General features: G+C 71.8%; 16 protein-coding genes. 12 read left to right on the top strand and 4 right to left on the bottom strand.

What is annotated here, in order from left to right; genetic code table 11:
- The first annotated feature begins 129 nt into the window (after positions 1–129).
- The 3 genes from hrcA to SA2016_RS10415 are packed head-to-tail and all read left to right on the top strand — an operon-like array spanning position 130 to position 3067.
- Positions 130–1146, top strand: coding sequence for a heat-inducible transcriptional repressor HrcA (gene hrcA / locus SA2016_RS10425; protein ID WP_066497841.1), 1017 nt, complete (start codon positions 130–132; stop codon positions 1144–1146).
- 14 nt (positions 1147–1160) lie between these two features.
- Positions 1161–2288: a molecular chaperone DnaJ gene (gene dnaJ / locus SA2016_RS10420; protein ID WP_066497839.1), complete on the top strand. Its 1128-nt coding sequence runs from the start codon at positions 1161–1163 to the stop codon at positions 2286–2288.
- Between the two features lie 2 nt (positions 2289–2290).
- The gene (locus tag SA2016_RS10415) at positions 2291–3067 is read left to right on the top strand and encodes a 16S rRNA (uracil(1498)-N(3))-methyltransferase (RefSeq protein WP_066497838.1); all 777 of its coding nucleotides are present in this window, start codon (positions 2291–2293) and stop codon (positions 3065–3067) included.
- Here SA2016_RS10415 and SA2016_RS10410 read toward each other — a convergent pair whose 3' ends face one another.
- Positions 3068–4018: a GerMN domain-containing protein gene (locus SA2016_RS10410; protein ID WP_066497837.1), complete on the bottom strand. Its 951-nt coding sequence runs from the start codon at positions 4016–4018 to the stop codon at positions 3068–3070. It abuts the gene before it with no gap.
- A gap of 255 nt (positions 4019–4273) precedes the next feature.
- On the opposite strand from SA2016_RS10410, the gene SA2016_RS10405 reads away from it, so the two are divergent.
- From SA2016_RS10405 to SA2016_RS10385, 5 genes are all read left to right on the top strand, one after another.
- A complete protein-coding gene (locus SA2016_RS10405; protein WP_066497836.1) occupies positions 4274–5353 on the top strand; it encodes a PhoH family protein in 1080 nt (359 codons plus the stop codon).
- Positions 5350–5823, top strand: a complete 474-nt coding sequence (gene ybeY / locus SA2016_RS10400) for an rRNA maturation RNase YbeY (RefSeq protein ID WP_066497835.1) — start codon at positions 5350–5352, stop codon at positions 5821–5823. The genes SA2016_RS10405 and ybeY overlap by 4 nt, the downstream gene beginning before the upstream one ends.
- A complete protein-coding gene (locus tag SA2016_RS10395; protein ID WP_066497832.1) occupies positions 5820–7118 on the top strand; it encodes a hemolysin family protein in 1299 nt (432 codons plus the stop codon). The genes ybeY and SA2016_RS10395 overlap by 4 nt, the downstream gene beginning before the upstream one ends.
- Complete coding sequence (gene era / locus SA2016_RS10390; protein ID WP_066497831.1) at positions 7111–8061, top strand: GTPase Era; 951 nt, start codon at positions 7111–7113, stop codon at positions 8059–8061. The genes SA2016_RS10395 and era overlap by 8 nt, the downstream gene beginning before the upstream one ends.
- Positions 8062–8152: 91 nt before the next feature.
- Positions 8153–9685, top strand: a complete 1533-nt coding sequence (locus tag SA2016_RS10385; protein ID WP_229710904.1) for an LCP family protein — start codon at positions 8153–8155, stop codon at positions 9683–9685.
- Positions 9686–9798: 113 nt separating this feature from the next.
- Here the strand turns inward: SA2016_RS10385 and SA2016_RS10380 are convergent, their stop codons facing one another.
- Positions 9799–11763, bottom strand: coding sequence for a M13 family metallopeptidase (locus SA2016_RS10380; protein WP_066497830.1), 1965 nt, complete (start codon positions 11761–11763; stop codon positions 9799–9801).
- Positions 11764–12002: 239 nt separating this feature from the next.
- Between SA2016_RS10380 and leuA the strand changes: the two genes are divergently transcribed.
- The 3 genes from leuA (at position 12003) to SA2016_RS10365 (ending at position 15490) form a co-directional block, all read left to right on the top strand.
- Positions 12003–13748, top strand: a complete 1746-nt coding sequence (gene leuA, locus SA2016_RS10375; protein ID WP_066497829.1) for a 2-isopropylmalate synthase — start codon at positions 12003–12005, stop codon at positions 13746–13748.
- A 90-nt stretch (positions 13749–13838) separates the two neighbouring features.
- On the top strand, positions 13839–14603 hold the full coding sequence (gene recO / locus SA2016_RS10370) for a DNA repair protein RecO (protein ID WP_066497827.1): 765 nt from the start codon (positions 13839–13841) through the stop codon (positions 14601–14603).
- Between the two features lie 68 nt (positions 14604–14671).
- On the top strand, positions 14672–15490 hold the full coding sequence (locus tag SA2016_RS10365; RefSeq protein WP_066502330.1) for an isoprenyl transferase: 819 nt from the start codon (positions 14672–14674) through the stop codon (positions 15488–15490).
- Here the strand turns inward: SA2016_RS10365 and SA2016_RS10360 are convergent.
- Positions 15487–16470, bottom strand: coding sequence for an alpha/beta hydrolase (locus SA2016_RS10360; RefSeq protein WP_066497825.1), 984 nt, complete (start codon positions 16468–16470; stop codon positions 15487–15489). The two genes, SA2016_RS10365 and SA2016_RS10360, sit on opposite strands and share 4 nt — an antisense overlap.
- Before the next feature lie 64 nt (positions 16471–16534).
- On the opposite strand from SA2016_RS10360, the gene SA2016_RS10355 reads away from it, so the two are divergent.
- Positions 16535–17623 carry a quinone-dependent dihydroorotate dehydrogenase gene (locus SA2016_RS10355; protein WP_066497824.1) on the top strand — a complete coding sequence of 363 codons (1089 nt, stop codon included), beginning with the start codon at positions 16535–16537 and terminating at the stop codon, positions 17621–17623.
- A 128-nt stretch (positions 17624–17751) separates the two neighbouring features.
- Here the strand turns inward: SA2016_RS10355 and SA2016_RS10350 are convergent, their stop codons facing one another.
- Positions 17752–18336 (bottom strand): DUF3043 domain-containing protein, encoded by a 585-nt coding sequence (locus tag SA2016_RS10350; protein WP_066497823.1) that lies wholly within the window; start codon positions 18334–18336, stop codon positions 17752–17754.

Here is an 18336-nt window from a genome sequence, read left to right as displayed (position 1 = left end):
GGACGCGCCGTGGCCTAGTGCACAGCACGGGGGTTCCCGCCGGACCCGGTGGGCGTACTAGACTTAGCACTTGATCCCAGAGAGTGCTAAGCCGCGGGTGTGCCGCCCGCCGTCGCAGCAGGAGGTGTGATGAACGAGCCCCGCAAGCTGGAGGTCCTGCGGGCGATCGTGGAGGACTACGTCCACTACCGCGAGCCCGTCGGGTCCAAGGCGCTCGTGGAACGCCACCGGCTCGGCGTCTCGAGCGCCACCATCCGCAATGACATGGCCGCCCTCGAGGACGACGGCCTCATCACGGCCCCCCACACGAGCGCCGGCCGCGTGCCGACCGACAAGGGCTACCGGGTCTTCGTGGACCACCTCGCTGCGGTGCGGCCGCTGTCCGCCGCGGAGAAGCAGGCGATCCAGACGCTCCTGGGCGGTGCGGACGACCTGGACGACGTGCTCGAGCGCACCGTCAGGCTCCTGTCCCAGCTGACCAACCAGGTCGCCGTCGTGCAGTACCCCCAGCTGGGCCGCGCCAAGGTGCGACACGTCGAAGCGGTGTCCATGGCCCCGCGCCAGGTCCTGCTCGTCCTCATCGCCGACACCGGCACCGTCGAGCAGCGGGTGCACACCGTCAGCGAGGACGTTGACCGCGACAGGCTCGCGTACCTGAGGCAGCGGTTCCTCGAGGGGCTGGCCGGGACGGCCGTGGGACGGCTCGCGGCCGGGGCGGCGGAGGTCGTCGCCTCGCTCGCTCCGCAGGACCAGCGGCTCGGCGCCGAACTGGCCCACGGCCTCGGCACCCTCGCAGAGGCGAGCCGCGAGGACCGCATGGTGATGGCGGGCACCGCCTACCTCGCGAGGTCCAACAGCGACTTCCTCCAGAGCATCTCACCCGTGCTCGAAGCGCTCGAGGAACAGGTGGTCCTGCTGCGGCTCCTCTCGGAGATGGCGGCCGATCCCCGCGGCGTCACCGTGACGATCGGCCGGGAGAACCCGTATGTCGGCCTGGCCGAGACCTCGGTCGTCGCGACCGGCTACGGGCAGGACGACGGACCGAAGCTCGGCATCCTCGGCCCCACACGCATGGACTATCCGGCCACGATGGCCGCAGTGCGGGCGGTCGCCCGCTACCTGTCGAAGATCATCGCCGGAAGCTGAGAAGAAAGAGAACTGTGAGCAGCCACTACGAAACCCTCGGCGTGCAGACCGACGCGACCCCCGAGGAGATCAAGAAGGCCTACAAGAAGCTGGCCCGCAAGCTCCACCCGGACATGAACCCGGGCGAGGACGCCGCGGACCGCTTCAAGGCCGTCACCCACGCCTACGAAGTCCTCTCGGACCCGCAGAAGCGCCGTGTCTATGACACGACGGGCAACGAGAACGGCACCGACAACGGCTTCTCCGGCGGCTACAACGGAGCGGGCTTCGCGTTCCAGGACATCTTCGAGACCTTCTTCGGCGGCGGGGCGGGGCAGTCGGGCCCGGCGTCCCGGGTGCGGCGGGGGCAGGATGCGCTCATCGCCGTCCGGATCGAGCTCAAGGACGCCGTCTTCGGCGTCAACAAGAAGCTCGAGGTCGACACCGCGGTCGTCTGCGGCCGCTGCGACGGATCGTGCTGCGAGCCGGGCACCGAGCCGGTCCGCTGCGGCGTGTGCGGCGGCTCCGGTCACATCCAGCGCCCCGTGCGCTCGATCCTCGGCCAGGTCATGACCATGGCCACGTGCCCCACCTGCCAGGGGTTCGGCACGGAGATCCCCAGCCCGTGCAACGAGTGCGGCGGGGAGGGGCGCGTACGGAGCCGGCGCTCGCTCACGGTCAAGATCCCTGCCGGGGTCTCCACGGGCACCCGCATCCAGCTCGCGGGCCAGGGCGAGGCCGGCACGGCCGGCGGTCCGTCCGGGGACCTCTACGTCGAGATCCGGGTGGCCGCGCACCCGACGTTCACGCGCGAAGGCGACGACCTGCACGCGACCCTCAGCGTCCCCATGACCGCGGCCGCGCTCGGGTCCGAGATGACCCTCGAGACGTTCGACGGCGAGCACAGCATCACCCTGCGTCCCGGGAGCCAGTCGGGTGACGTGGTCACCCTGCATGACCTCGGCGTGGCCCGGCTGCGCGGCTCGGGCCGCGGGGACCTCCTCGTGCACGTGCGGGTCGAGACCCCGACCAAGCTCGACGCCGAGCAGGAGGAACTCCTGCGCCAGTTCGCCAAGCTCCGCGGCGAGCAGGTCGGCGAGGGCAAGCTCGTGGGCAGCGGCGGCATGTTCGCCAAGCTCCGCGACAAGCTCGGCAACCTCTGACGATGTCCCGGCCGCTCTTCTACGTCGCCCCCGGCGCGCTCGACGGCGCGGCCCCGGGAGGCACCATGACCGTGGACGGCGCCGAGGGCCGTCACGCCGTCGCGGTCCGGCGCCTGGGCGTGGGGGAGGGCGTCGATGTCTCGGACGGCGCCGGAACCCGCGCCGTCGGCACCGTCAGCAGGGCCGAGGGCTCCGTGCTCGAGGCGGTCGTCGACACCGTGGTGCACGAGGAGCGCCCTCCCTTCCGGCTCGTGCTCGTCCAGGCGCTGGCGAAGGGAGACCGGGACGAGCTGGCCGCGGAGACGGCGACAGAGCTCGGTGTGGACGCGGTCGTGCCGTGGCAGGCCGAGCGGTCGATCGTGCGGTGGAAGGGCGAGCGGGCCCAGAAGGCGCTCGCGAAGTGGCGCTCGGTGGTCCTCGCGGCAGCCAAGCAGGCCCGCAGGGCCTGGGTGCCGGACGTCGAGCCGGCGGTCGACGGCGGCCGCCTCGCCGAGCGGATCGCGCAGGCGCGGCTCGCGGTGGTGCTCCATGAGGAGGCGAGCGAGTCGCTCACCGGCATCCTGCGGGGCGTGGCCTCTGGGGACGGCGAGGGCGAGATCCTGTTCATCGTCGGCCCGGAGGGCGGCATCAGTCCGGCCGAACTCGAGCGCTTCGTCCAGGCCGGCGCGCGCCTTGCGCTGCTGGGACCGCACGTGCTGCGCTCCTCGACGGCCGGGCCGGCGGCGCTGGCCCTCGCGGGCGAGCACCTCGGCCGGTGGGGGAGCCGGGACGGCCGCTAGCTAGCCGGTGATGGTGAACGACTTCGAGTCCCAGGCCGAGGTGCTCGAGGTCGCCGAGGGCGAGGCGTCCTCGGCCGGCAGGATCCGGACCTCGTAGTCCCCGGGCGGAAGGTTCACCGCGAAGGTGAATTCGCCCACGTGCCCGGCGTCATGGCCCGAGGTCACCGTCCCGCTGACGTACACCGACCGGTTCCCCTGCGCGTCGTGCCGCAGGACCTGCCACGCGAACGGCTTGTCCGGCTGGGTGGCCCTGCCGAAGACCTTGAGCGAACCCTTGAGCCTGCTGCCCTCCTGCGGATCGATGATCCACACCGGGGCGATCATCGAGGGGTCCCGCTGCATGAGCTGCCCCAGCTGGACGCGCTGGAACGCGAGCTGGGAGGTCCGGCCGTCGACCAGGAGCATGACCGAGATCGGCTGGCCGGCGTCGACGAGCCCCGAGCTGGCAGCCGCCGCTGTCGCGGTGTAGACCAGCTGCTGGACCGCGAGCTGGGCCGTCGGCTCGTCGACTCCGGTGTTGAAGGCGTCGTCCGAGACGTCGACCGTGATGTAGTTCCGCCCGGAGACGGACGCGGCAAGCTTCTTCGGCGACTGCCAGGGGCTGAAGTAGTGGGGGTCGAGCGGCTTCTGCGACATCATGATCCGCAGCGCGGTCGCGATGGGGTTGTCCCGGGAATCGGCGTCGCGGAACTCCCGGTAGAGGTAGACGCCGTCCCGGGCCCGGCCCAGCCAGTACACCGGCGCCTTCGCCGAGGTCTGGGACGTCTCGAGCGGGGCAGAGGCCGGGGTCATCCCGCTGGTGGGACCCGCCGTCGAGCCGGCCGCGATGCTCGGCTGCGGAGTGCCGGCGGCCGTGCAGCCCGTCAGCGGCAGGCCCGCGGCGAGGAGCGCGGCAGCAAGCGCCAGGGCGCCGCGTCGGCGCCGGCTCCCCAGCCCAGCTCGAAGTGCCATCGGTTCCCTTGCAGATCAGTCCGTGCCCCTCCGCGGGGCCACCGTCCAGCTTGGCACAGCATCTGTCCACGGTCCCGGGCAGGAGGCCAATAGAGTCCCAAGTGATGCACGATTGATATTTCCAACGGATTGGGCCGCCGCGGCCCCGCACCCGACGGACCCCTCGGCGGGCGCGGCAGTAGGATGGACTGGACGGTCGGCCACCGGGGCGGCCACGAGCGGCGGACGGCCGCACCGAGGAGGAGAGACACGCCTGTGACCGCGGAGTTCCCGCACACCACCCCTGCGGCCCGCACCGAGGTGCTGCGCTTCGGTTCGAGCGACGAGATGGTGCGTATCCTCGGCCCCCACGACGAAGCCCTGCGGTACGTCGAGGAGCAGTTCCCGGCAGTGTCGATCCACGCGCGGGGCAACGAGCTCACGATCGTGGGCCCGGCCGCCGAAGTCCCGCACATCCGGCGCCTCTTCGAGGAGATCTCGGCCATCGCCGCCAGCGGCGCCACGGTGACCACGGCGTCGCTCGAGCAGCTCGTCGCGATGCTCCGCACCCAGACCGTCGCGAGCCCGTCCGATGTCCTCACGCACAACATCCTCTCGAGCCGGGGCCGGACCATCCGGCCCAAGACGGCCAACCAGAAGGAGTACGTCGACGCGATCGACGCCAACACCGTGATCTTCGGGATCGGTCCGGCCGGCACGGGCAAGACCTATCTCGCGATGGCCAAGGCGGTGCAGGCACTCCAGCACAAGGACGTCAGCCGGATCATCCTGACGCGGCCGGCAGTGGAGGCGGGGGAGCGGCTCGGGTTCCTCCCGGGCACCCTCAGCGACAAGATCGACCCGTACCTGCGCCCCCTGTACGATGCGCTGCACGACATGATGGACCCCGAGTCGATCCCGCGGCTCATGGCCGCCGGCACTATCGAAGTCGCCCCGCTCGCCTACATGCGGGGGCGCACCCTCAACGATGCCTTCATCATCCTCGACGAGGCGCAGAACACCACCCCCGAGCAGATGAAGATGTTCCTCACGCGCCTGGGCTTCGGCTCGAAGATGGTCGTGACGGGGGATGTGACGCAGGTGGACCTGCCGACGGGCGCGGCTTCCGGGCTGCGGATCGTCCAGCAGATCCTCCAGGGGGTCGAGGACGTGAACTTCTCGGTGCTCGATGCCTCCGACGTGGTCCGGCACCGGCTCGTGGGGGACATCGTCGACGCCTACGGGCGGTGGGACGCCAAGGAGCGCGCCCGTGCGCAGCGCCGGCGGGACCAGGCCCGTGCGCAGGGAGCCTCCTCGTCGGCTGGCGGCGCGCCTGAGTCTAAGCTGGAACCGTGAGCATCGAAGTCAACAACGAGTCCGGCCTCGAGGTCGACGCCGAAGCCCTCGTCCGCCTCGCCCGGTTCGTGTTCGACCGCCTGTGGCTCCATCCGCAGACCGAACTCTCGATCCTTCTCGTCGACGAGGAGGCGATGGAGCGGCTGCACCTGGAGCTCATGGACGAGCCCGGCCCCACGGACGTGCTCTCGGTGCCCATGGATGAGCTCACGCCCGGCGCCCCGGGACGGCCCACCCCCCAGGGCATGCTCGGGGACATCGCGATCTGCCCCCAGGTCGCGGCCCAGCAGGCCGAGCGCGGGGGGCACGCGGCCGACGACGAGCTGCTCCTGCTCGCGACCCACGGCATCCTTCACCTGCTCGGCTTCGACCACGCGGAGCCGGAGGAGCGGGAGGAGATGTTCACGCTCCAGCGCGAGCTGCTCACCGAATTCCTCGGGCGGCCGGCACCGAGCGAGACGGTGGCGTGACGCCCGCCTTCCTCCTCGTCCTCGCCCTCGTCTTCGTCGTCCTCGCGGGATTCCTCGCCGCCGCTGAGGCAGCGCTCGCGTTCCTCCCGCGCCATGACGCGGAGGAGCGGATCGAGGAAGGCCACGCCGCCGCCCTCGCGCGGGTCCTGGCCGATCCGGTGCCGCACCTGCACGCCCTGCGGTTCTGGCGCATCTGGTTCGAGACGGCCGCGGCGGTGGCCGTCGCCGTCCTCGTCCACAGCTGGCTGGACAATGTCTGGCTCGCAGGCCTCGCGGCCACCGTCGTCATGGCGCTCATCGGCTTCCTGCTCGTCGGCGTGTCGCCGCGCCAGCTCGGGCGCCAGCACGCGCTGCCGATCGCCGCGGCGTCCGCGCCGCTCCTGAGCGGCCTCCGGGCGGTCCTCGGGCCTGTCCCGGGGTGGCTCGTCCGGCTCGGCAGCGCCGCCACCGGCACCGACCCGGGCCACGAGGAGGCCACCTACACCGCTACCGAGCTGCGCGAATTCGTCGAACGCTCCAGTGACACCGAGGACCTCGAGGACGAGCAGGCCGAGCTGCTCCAGTCGGTGTTCGAACTGGGCGAGACCCTCGTGCGGGCCGTCATGGTGCCGCGGACCGACATCGTCGCGATCGAGTCCGGCTCGACCCTGCGCCAGTCGATGTCGCTCTTCCTGAGGTCCGGCTGCTCGCGGGTGCCGGTGTTCCGGGAGAGCCTCGACGACGTCAGCGGGATCCTCTACCTCAAGGACGTCGCTGCGCGGCTCCACGAGGCCCCCGGCGCGGAGCGCGAGGCTGTCGACTCGCTGGCGCGAGCGCCGCGGTTCGTGCCCGAGTCCAAGCCCGTCGACGAGCTGCTGAAGGAACTGCAGCGCGAGTCGACGCATCTGGCCATCGTCGTCGACGAATACGGCGGCACCGCGGGCCTGGTCACGCTCGAGGACCTCATCGAGGAACTCGTGGGCGAGATCGTCGACGAGTACGACGACGACGAGCCCGAGGTCCTCGACCTGGGCGACGGGCGGTTCCGTGTCACCGCCCGCATGGGCCTCGACGACCTCGGCGAGCTGTTCGACGCCGACCTCGAGGACGACGAGGTGGAGACGGTAGGCGGACTCCTCGCCAAGGGCCTGGGCCGCGTGCCGATCGTGGGCAGCACCGCCGAGATCCACGGAATCCGGCTGACCGCGGAGCGGAGGATCGGGCGCCGGAACAGGATCAGCCACATCCTGGCCGAGCGCGCCGAACCGACCACGACAACTGAGAACAACGACGAGGCAGGGAACACCCATGGCTGAGAAGACCGAGGGGCACGGCGCCCCCGACTACCGCGCCGGATTCGCCGTGCTCGTGGGGCGCCCCAATGCGGGCAAGTCGACACTGACCAACGCGCTCGTGGGCCAGAAGGTGGCGATCACCTCGGCGAAGCCCCAGACGACGCGGCACACGATCCGCGGCATCGTCCACCGCGAGGACGGCCAGCTGATCCTCGTGGACACCCCCGGGCTCCACCGCCCGCGGACCCTGCTGGGCCAGCGGCTGAACGACCTCGTGGCCGAGACCCTCTCGGAGGTCGACGCGATCGGGTTCTGCATCCCCGCGAACGAGCGGATCGGCCCGGGCGACAAGTACATCGCCAACCAGCTCGCCGCCGTCCCGCGCAAGCCGATCGTCGCCCTCGTCACCAAGGCCGACCTCGTCGACCGCGCCCAGCTGACCGAGCAGCTCCTCGCCGTCGACGCCCTCGGCCGCGAGGTCCTCGGCGGCGAGGGCTGGGCCGACGTCGTTCCCGTGTCCGGGCAGGACGGGTACCAGGTCTCCACCGTGGCAGACGTGCTGATCGGCCACATGCCGCCCTCGCCGCCGCTGTACCCGGACGGTGAGCTCACGGACGAGCCCGAGGCGGTCATGGTCGCCGAGCTCATCCGCGAGGCGGCCCTCGAGGGGGTGCGCGACGAGCTCCCGCACTCCCTCGCCGTCGTGGTGGAGGAGATCGTGCCGCGGGAGGGGCGCAGCGAGGACAATCCCCTCCTCGATGTCCGGGTGAACCTGTTCGTCGAACGTCCCTCGCAGAAGGCGATCATCATCGGCAAGGGCGGCGCGCGGCTGCGCGAGGTCGGGACCGCGGCGCGCCGCGGCATCGAGGCCCTCCTCGGGACGCGGATCTACCTGGACCTGCACGTCAAGGTCGCCAAGGACTGGCAGCGGGACCCCAAGCAGCTGGGCCGGCTCGGGTTCTAGCCCGGCGTGCCGCCCCCGCTGTGCCTACAGGGCCCACACAGGGCGGCCGGTTACCATATACCGACCCAGCCCCTCGCAGGAAGGCCTCTCCTTGGCTCGACGCGCCGACGCCGCGCCGGCTGCTCCCAGCAGCGCCCGACGCAGCGGCGTGCACCATGCACGCCCGAACGGATCCGCCCCGCTGCGCCATGCGCGTCCCCTCGGGAGGCGGCACCTCGCACTCAAGATCATCGGCGGCGTGGTCGCGCTGGTCCTCGTAGGAGTCATCGCCTTCGCCGGGTACTGGTTCATCCGGCTCGGGTCCAATCTGCACCAGGCCCCACTGAGCGCCGGCAACGCGACGGCCGACGCGACGAACGACGCGACCGACCCGCTGCAGATCCTCATCATCGGCACGGACACCCGCTCCGGCGCCGACGCGGCCTATGGCTCCCAGGCGGACAGCTCCGGGTACGGCAACTCCGACGTGATGATCCTCATGGACATCTCGGGGGACAACAAGGTCGTCTCGATGACGAGCTTCCCGCGCGACCTCATGGTGCCGATCCCGAAGTGCCACGATCCGAAGACGAACCGGGACTTCCCGGCGCAGGCCGTGGGCCAGATCAACTCCGCCATGGCGGAGGCCGGTCCGGGCTGCGCGGTCGACACGGTCAACCAGCTCACGGGCCTGAAGATCGACCACTTCATGGTCGCCGACTTCAACGCCGTCAAGGATCTCTCCAACACGATCGGCGGCGTGCAGGTGTGCGTCAACGCCCCGATCGACGACCCGGCGTCGGGGCTGAAGCTGAACGCGGGGAACAACATGGTCCAGGGCGAGCAGGCGCTGGCCTTCCTGCGCAGCCGCCACGGCGTGGGCGACGGCAGCGACCTGTCCCGCATCAAGTCGCAGCAGGAGTTCCTCGCGTCGCTGGCCCGGAAGGTGAAGTCGGACGGCACCCTCAGCGATGTCTCGAAGCTCCTCTCCATCGCCGACACGATCACCAAGAACCTCACGGTGGACCAGGGGCTCGGCAGCCCCCAGACGATGCTGACCATCGCCGGCCGGCTCAAGGCCGTGGACCTCGCCAAGGTCTCGTTCGTGACCGTGCCGTGGGAGCCCTACACGGGCGACCCCAACCGCGTCCAGATCAAGCAGCCGGACGCGGGAGCGCTCTTCCAGGCCCTCCGGGAGAACCGCGACCTCACGGCGCCCGCGCCGACCCAGCCCGCGAGCGCCGCGCCGTCGACGTCGTCCCCGTCCACCCCCGCCCCGCCCGCCTATGACAAGTCGATCCAGCCCGTGACCGTCGCCGACGGTTCGGGGGTCGCCGGCCGGTCCGCCGAACTCGTGAAGTTCCTCGCCGGGCAGGGCTTCACCAAGACGACCCAGTTCACGGCCCCGCCCGTAGGCGCCACCAATGTCTACTACGGGGCGAACTTCGCGGACGTCGCGGCCGACGTCGCCTCCAGCCTGGGGATCCCCTCGTCCCAGGTCCAGCAGGCACCGAATGTCTACGGCGTGCAGGTCTACGTCGGGCAGGACTTCACGACCGGCACCCACTACACGCCGAAGATGCCGGACAACCTCGTGGCCCAGACCGCAGCGCAGAGCACCTGCCAGGCGGCCTTCGGCCAGTAGGCGTTCGGCAGGGCTTCGACCTGTAGGGCCGCCCGGCCCCGAGGCCCGCACGACGACGGCGGCCCCGGAATCCCTTGACGGATTCCGGGGCCGCCGTGTCTGTGCCGGGGGGCCTACCAGATGGTCACGCGCTCCTCGGGCGCGAGCCACATCGCGTCGCCCTCGGCGACGCCGAACGCCTCGTGGAAGGCATCGAGGTTCTTCACGATCGCATTGGTGCGGAACTCGTTGGGGGAGTGCGGGTCGATCGAGAGGCGGCGCAGCGTCTCCTCCGGCCGGCACACCTGCCGCCACACGGTGGCCCACGAGACGAAGAACCGCTGCGCGCCGGTGAGGCCGTCGATCACCGGGGCCTCCTGCCCCTTCAGGCTGAGCCGGTAGGCCTTGTAGGCGATGCCGAGGCCCCCCAGGTCGCCGATGTTCTCGCCGAGCGTCAGCCGCCCGTTGACCGTGTGGCCGGGCGTCTCCGCCGGAGCAAGGGCATTGAACTGGTCCACGAGGCGGCCCGTGAGCCCCTCGAACGAGCTGCGGTCCGCGTCCGTCCACCAGTTCCGCAGGGCGCCGGTCCCGTCGAACTGCGAGCCCTGGTCGTCGAAGCCATGCCCGATCTCGTGTCCGATCACGGCCGCGATCCCGCCGTAGTTCACGGCCGGGTCCGCGTCCGGGTGGAAGAAGGGCTCCTGCAGGATGGCCGCCGGGAAGACGATCTCGTTCATGAGCGGGTGGTAGTACGCGTTGACCGTCTGCGGCGTCATGAGCCACTTCACACGGTCCACCGGCTTGCCGATCTCGTCCAGCAGGCGGTCGAGCTCCGCGGCGTGGGCGCGCCAGACGTTGCCGAGCAGGTCCGCCTCCTCGACCACGACATCGGAGAAGTCGATCCACTCGTCCGGGTAGCCGATCTTGGGCCGGAAGGCCGCGAGCTTCTCGAGCGCGCGCTCCCGCGTCTGGCCGCCCATCCACGGCAGGACGGAGATGCTCTCGCGGTACGCCTCGACGATGTTGGCCACGAGCTCCTGCATGGCCGCCTTGTGGCCCTCGGGGAAATGGCGGGCCACGTAGAGGCGGCCCACAGCCATCCCCAGCCCGGCCTCGACCGCGCCGACGCCCCGCTTCCACCGCTCCTTGTTCTGGGGGGTGCCCGAGAGGACCGTGCCGTAGAACGCGAAGTGGCGGTCCACGAACACCGCCGAGAGGAACGGTGCGGCGGAGCCCACCAGGTGGGCGGTGAGCCAGAGCTTCCAGGTCTGCAGCGGAACTTCGTCCAGGAGCCCGGCGATCCCCGCGAGGAAGTCGGGGTTGCCCACCACGAGCTCGGCCCGCGCGTCGGCGCGGATGCCCGTGGCCTCGGCCCAGGCCGGGAAGTGCCCGAACGCCTCGGTCGCCTCGGCCTCGGTGCGCAGGTTGTAGGTCCGCTGCGGGTCGCGGAGGGCCACCCTGTCCCAGTGGAGGGCCGCGATCCGCCGCTCCAGGCCGAGCACCGCGGCGGCGTCCTCGGCCGCGGTGGCCGAGCCCAGCAGGGCGAAGACGTCGCGGAGGTAGTCCTCGTAGGCGCTGACCGTCTCGGCGAACTTCTCGTCGCGGTAGTAGGACTCGTCGGGGAGGCCGAGGCCGCCCTGGCTCGCGTACAGGACCACGCGCTCGGGGTTGCCGGCGTCGGGCGCGGCGTAGAAGCTGAACAGGCCCTCGGTGCCCCCGCGCCCGAGGCGCGCCGACGTCGTGACGAGGGAGTCGACGTCGTCCACCGCCGCGATCTCGGCGAGCAGCGGCTGCAGGGGGGCGGCGCCGAGTTCCTCGACGCGTCCCACATCCATGAACGAACGGAAGAACGCCCCGATCTTCGCCTCGTCCGAGCCCTCCGGGTGGTCGCCGCCGGCGAGGTCCTCGATGAGCGCCCGGACGTTCTCCTCGGAGAGGTCCCGCAGCTGCACGAAGGTCCCGACGAGCGCCCGGTCCGCGGGGATCTCGGTCGAGCTCAGCCACCCTCCGTTGACGTGGCGGTACAGGTCGTCCTGCGCCCTGACCCGGTCATCGAAGTACTGGCGGTCGACGCCGGACGGCGCGGCTGGGCTGGTCATGGTGCCTCCTGTCTGCGGACGCTTCATCTTAGGCGCCGCGGCGTCACCCGGGCGGGCGCGCCATGAGCGGATGCTATCGTGGGCCTGTGCCAACCGCGCTGCTTCTTCTTAGCTGCCGTGGCGGGGCCTTCTAGCCGCTGATCCTCTGGTGATCCGCCGCAGGCCGATCCCCGCCGCGGAGTTCCCTCGTGCACGGCCGCCGCGGATCACAGCAGCTATGAAAGGCCTACAGTAAAATCATGCGCAACGCTCAGAAGCCCTCGGGCATGCCCGTCCACCGCTACCTGCCCTTCCACGAGCAGATCACCGTGGAGCTGCCCGACCGGACGTGGCCGGACCGGCGGATCGAGAAGGCGCCGCGCTGGTGCGCGGTCGACCTGCGGGACGGCAACCAGGCACTCATCGACCCCATGAGCCCCGCCCGCAAGCTGAAGATGTTCAAGCTCCTCGTCGACATGGGCTACAAGGAGATCGAGGTCGGCTTCCCCTCGGCGTCGCAGACGGACTTCGACTTCGTCCGCCAGCTCATCGACGGCAACCACATCCCGGACGACGTCACCATCCAGGTCCTGACCCAGGCGCGCGAGCACCTCATCGAGAGGACCTACGAGGCCCTCGCCGGTTCCAAGCAGGCGATCGTGCACCTCTACAACTCGACCTCGGTGCTGCAGCGGCGGGTGGTGTTCAACCAGGACGAGGACGGCATCCTCGACATCGCGGTGCAGGGGGCACTGCTGTGCAAGAAGTACCAGGAGATGATCCCGGACACGCACATCACGTACGAGTACTCCCCGGAGTCGTTCACGGGCACGGAGCTCGAGTACGCGGCCCGCGTCTGCAACGCCGTCGCCGAGGTCTTCGAGGCCAGCGCGGACAACCAGGTGATCGTGAACCTGCCGGCCACGGTCGAGATGGCCACCCCGAACGTCTACGCCGACTCGATCGAGTGGATGAGCCGCAACCTGCATCCGCGCGAGGGCATCATCCTCTCCCTGCACCCGCACAACGACCGGGGGACCGGGGTCGCAGCCGCCGAGCTGGGCTACATGGCCGGCGCCGACCGCATCGAGGGCTGCCTCTTCGGCAACGGCGAGCGCACCGGCAACGTCGACCTCGTCACGCTCGGCCTGAATATGTTCGTCCAGGGCGTCGATCCGATGATCGACTTCTCCAACATCGACGAGATCCGCCGCACGGTCGAGTACTGCAACCAGCTGCCGGTGGGCGAGCGGGTCCCCTACGGCGGCGATCTCGTGTTCACGGCGTTCTCGGGGTCCCACCAGGACGCCATCAAGAAGGGCTTCGAGGCGCTCGAGCGCGACGCCGCCGCCGCCGGCACCCCGGTGGACCAGTTCACCTGGCAGGTTCCGTACCTGCCCATCGACCCCAAGGACCTCGGCCGCAGCTACGAGGCGGTCATCCGGGTCAACTCCCAGTCCGGCAAGGGCGGCGTGGCGTACCTGCTCAAGAACGAGCACAGCCTGGACCTTCCGCGCCGGGCGCAGATCGAGTTCTCCGGTGTGATCCAGCGGCACACCGACACGGCCGGCGGCGAGGTCAGCGCCGCCCAGCTGTGGGCCATCTTCAGCGACGAGTACCTGCCCTCCACCGAGGACGGCAGGGCGTGGGGCAAGTACGCGCTCAGCCACGTCACCGCCGAGTCCGACGAGGACGGCACGATGACGCTCAACGCCACGCTCCGGATCGACGGCCAGCGCGTGGAGCGCACCGGCACCGGCAACGGCCCCATCGCCGCGCTGCTGGACATCTTCGCCCAAGAGGGCATCGACGTCCGGGTCCTGGACTACAGCGAGCACGCGCTGAGCGAGGGCGGCAACGCCCGCGCCGCCGCCTACGTCGAGTGCGCGGTGGGGGAGCGGGTCCTGTGGGGCGTGGGCATCGACCCGAACACCTCGATGTCCTCGCTCAAGGCCGTCATCTCGGCCGTGAACCGCGCGCTGCGCGACGCCGAGGCTGCCGCCTGAGGCACCCGCAGGCAGCGCGCACGACGGCGCCGGGCCGGTCCGGCGCCGTCGTGCCGCCCGCGCGGCACTCGCGGTGGGAGAATGGGGCCCATGGCTGAGACGACGTTCGCATCCCGGAGCTACCGGGACGACGGCGTGGTGCTGCGCACCCACAAGCTCGGCGAGGCGGACCGGATCGTGGTCCTGCTGACGCGCTCCCACGGACAGGTCCGCGCCGTGGCGCGCGGCGTGCGCCGCACCCGCAGCCGCTTCGGAGCGAGCCTCGAGCCGTTCATGGTCGCCGAGCTCCAGCTCGTGCACGGCCGCTCGCTCGAGATCGTGAGCCAGGCCGCCGCCCGGGCCAGCTACGGCGCCCCCATCGCCGCCGACTACTCCCGCTACACGGTGGCGGCCGCGATGGCCGAGACGGCCGAGCGCCTGACGGCCTCGGAGGCCGACGCGGCCACTGCGCAGTACCTGCTCCTCGTCGGCGCCCTCGCCGCGCTGAGCAGGGGAGCGCACCCGCCGGGGCTCATCCTCGACTCCTACCTCCTGCGGGCCCTCGCGACCGCCGGATGGGCGCCGAGCTTCACCGACTGCGCCCGCTGCGGCGAGCCGGGACCGCACGGGGCCTTCAGCGCGGCCCTCGGCGGCATCGTCTGCGCGGCGTGCCGGCCGCCCGGGTCTCCGGCCCCGGCCAAGGAGACCGTCCGGCTGCTCGCCGCGCTGCTGGCCGGTGACTGGGAGTCAGCCGATGCGTCGGAGGCCCTCCACCGGCGCGAGGCCGCCGGCCTCGTCGCCGCCTATGCGCAGTGGCACCTCGAACGCGCGGTGGGATCCCTCAAGCTCGTCGAGCGGGAGCCCGCCGACCCCTGACAGCCGGCCGCGCGGCGTCGTCCGCGGCCGAGAAGACCCCCAACCCGACCCGGACGGTGACCGCCCTCGTGACCCCCCTCTCCCCGCGCCGCGCCCGCACTGGCCGCCCCGCTCCGACCCCGCCCTTCCCGCATCCCTCGGGGGCCACCCCGCCCGACATCCCGCGCGAGTTCGTGCCGCGGCACGTCGCCATCGTCATGGACGGCAACGGCCGCTGGGCCAACCAGCGGGGCCTGCCGCGCATCGAGGGCCACAAGGCCGGGGAGCCCGCACTCCTGGACGTCATGGCCGGCGCGATCGAGCTCGGCATCGAGTACGTCTCGGTGTACGCGTTCTCCACGGAGAACTGGAAGCGCTCGCCCGAGGAGGTCCGGTTCCTCATGGGCTTCAACAAGGACGTCCTGCGGCGCCAGCGCGACACCCTGGACTCGTGGGGCGTGCGCATCCGCTGGGCCGGGCGCCGGCCGCGCCTCTGGGGCTCGGTGATCAAGGAGCTCGAGGAGGCTGAGGCCTACACGCGCCAGAACACGGTGTGCCACCTCACGATGTGCGTCAACTACGGGGGCCGTGCGGAGATCGCCGACGCCGTCGCCGCCATCGCCCGCGACGTCGAGGCCGGCCGGCTGCGCGCGAGCAGCGTGGGGGAGAGGACCATCCAGCGCTACCTCGACGAGCCGGACCTGCCGGACGTGGACCTCTTCCTGCGCAGCTCGGGCGAGCAGCGCCTGAGCAACTTCCTGCTGTGGCAGTCGGCGTACGCGGAGATGGTGTTCCTCGACACGCTGTGGCCGGACGTCGACCGCCGCACCCTCTGGGAGGCCGTGGAGATCTACGCGCGCCGGGACCGCCGGTACGGGGGCGCGGTCGACCGCGCCCCCGCGGGCTAGCACTCCCGCCGGCTGAGCTCCTCGAGCCAGCGCCCCAGCCGGCCGTAGGCCTCGTTCCGGACGGGGGCCGGGGAGAGCAGCACATCGTGCAGCCCTCCCTCCACGAGGGCCTCCTCCAGGTCCACGCACAGCTCCGCCGCAGCGCGGCGCATCGGGGCGATCGGCAGCACCGCGTCGCGCTCGCGCATCCGCTCGCGCCACACGGGCCCCATGTCCGAGGTCGTGGACGCGAGCAGCAGGGACGGCAGCCCGATCCTGGGCCCGGACCTCAGGAGCCGCTGCCCCTGGAGGACCCCGTGGAGCCAGCCCAGCCGCACGGGGAACGCGTTGCGCGGGCGCAGGTCCTCGCGCAGGTCCCACTCGCCCCCGGCCTCCTTGGCGACGGCCCGCCAGAAGTAGCCCCGGGAGGGCAGAGGTATCTGCTGGCGCGGCCAGCGCACCGACGCCGGGCGCAGGGCGGCCTCGAGCACGCGCCCGGCAGCCGTGCCGCCGTGGGCCACGAGCCACGGGCTGCTGAGGACGAGCCCGGCGAGCTCGCCCGCCGACCGCTGGGCGTAGAGCGCGGCCGCGAGGCCCCCGGTCGAATGTCCCATGAGCACCGGACGGGCCCCCGAGTCGGTGTGGGCGGCGGCGACGGCCGCTGCGACGCTCTCGAGGTAGTGCTCTGCCGAGCCGACGAACCCGGGCAGTTCGCCGGCGGCGAGGCTGCGTCCGTGTTCGGGGAGGTCGAGGGCGTAGAACCGGTAGCCGTGGGTGTCGGCGAAGTGGGCGAGCTCGAGGTTGAAGAAGTAGTCGCTCCAGCCGTGGACGTACAGCAGCGCTCCCTCCGCCCGCCGCGGGGCCGCGGGCCCGCCGTCACCTGAGTGCTCCTCCGCCGGATCGAACCGGATGAGCGTGCCGAGCTCGCCGTGCCGCCCGCGCCCGAGCGGAGCCGATTCGACGCCGTGGCCCAGGAAGTCCTGGGTCCAGTGGAGCGGCATGGGGCCTCCTGGTCTCGGCGTCAAGAACGAGAGTAGAGAGCGGCGGGCATGGGAGACTAGACCCATGCGCTTCTACCCCCTGTTCTTCCGTGCTGCCTTCTCCTGGATGGACGCCGAGCGGGCCCACCGGATCGGGTTCGGCGCGATCCGGGCCGTGCACGCCTGCGGTCTGGGCCGGGCCCTCGGCCGGTACACGGCGCCCGCTCCGTCGCTGCGGACCGAGGCCCTCGGCCTCACGTTCCCGTCGCCCTTCGGGCTGGCCGCCGGCTTCGACAAGGAGGGCCGGGGGATCGAGGCGCTGGCCGAGCTCGGCTTCGGGCACATCGAGGTCGGCACCATCACCGGGCAGGCGCAGCCCGGGAACCCGCGGCCGCGCCTCTTCCGGCTCATCGAGGACCGGGCGGTCGTGAACAGGATGGGCTTCAACAACGACGGCGCCGGCGCCGTCGCCCCTCGCATCGCCTCCGCCCGGGCCGCGCTCGAGGCACGCTACGGCGCAGGCCGGCCGGTCATCGGCGTCAACATCGGCAAGACCAAGGCCGTGGAGCTCGAGGACGCCGTCGACGACTACCGGGTGAGCGCGCGCGAACTGGCGCCCGTGGCCGACTACCTGGTGGTGAACGTCAGCTCGCCGAACACGCCGGGGCTGCGCCTCCTGCAGAGTGTCGAGACCCTCCGGCCGCTCCTGGCCGCGGTGCGCGAGGAGTCCGAGGCTGCCGCCGGGCGCCGCGTGCCGCTGCTGGTGAAGATCGCCCCCGACCTCTCGGACGCGGACGTCGACGACGTCGCGCGGCTCGCCCTCGACATGGGGCTCGACGGCATCATCGCCACCAACACCACGATCTCCCGGGACGACCTCGTCAGCCCCGCTGAGGCGGTCGAGGCCGCCGGCGCGGGCGGCCTCTCGGGAGCACCGCTCAAGCACCGCTCACTCGAGGTGCTGCGCCGGCTCAAGGCCGTGGTGGGGGACCGGCTCGCCCTCGTCGCCGTGGGGGGCGTGGAGACGGCCGACGACGTCCGCGCACGCCTCGAGGCGGGCGCCACGCTCGTCCAGGGCTACACCGCGTTCCTCTACGAGGGCCCCTTCTGGGCGGCCGCCGTCAACCGCGGCCTCGCCCGCACGCCCGCCGTGGCGCCGGCCCCGCGGCCCTGACCCGGCCCGGCCGTCGGCCCTGCCGTCGGGGAGGGGGGACGGACGACGGCGGCGCGGCACCCGGGTGGGTGCCGCGCCGCCGTCGTCGTGAGGGGCAGCCAGGGGAGCGCCCCGGCTGCCGCGGGCCGTCAGCCCGGGTTCTGGCCGCGCTTCACGAGCGGCTTGGGCAGCCGTAGAGGACGGAACTGCAGGGCCCGCATGCTGCCGTACCAGACGGTGCCGCGCTCGACCTCGCCGAACTTGTTCTGGAGCGCGCGCTTGAGCCTGCGCGAGAGCCAGAAGGTGTCCGCGAACACCAGCAGGAAGACGATCCAGAAGGCCCCCAGGATGAACACCTGGGCCGCGGCCGCCTGGGGGACGATGAACGAGATGACCACGAAGGCCAGGGCCGCGAACATGAGGTACTCGCCGAGGTTGAAGCGCGCATCGACGAAGTCGCGCGCGAACCGCTTCTGCGGTCCCCGGTCGCGGAACGGCATGTTCCTCTCGTCGCCGGTCTCGAGGGCCCGGCGCACGCGCTGGCGGTCCTCCACTGCGGCCTGCCGCTCGGCGGCCCGGGACGCCTTGCGGTCCGTGGGGACGAGGGGGCGCCGGCGCGCCGCCTCCTGGTCTTTGCGCCTCGGGGTCGGGGTCCCCTTGCCCACGATCGGGACCTGGGGCTCGGCGGGCTGCGGGGGGCTGTCGGCAGCCGGCTCGTTCTTGCGTCCAAACAC

The organism is Sinomonas atrocyanea (assembly GCF_001577305.1).
In the GTDB taxonomy this organism is placed as follows: Bacteria; Actinomycetota; Actinomycetes; order Actinomycetales; family Micrococcaceae; genus Sinomonas; species Sinomonas atrocyanea.
The sequence above is the reverse complement of the archived record's forward strand: the minus strand, read 5'-3'. Positions and strand labels throughout refer to the sequence as shown.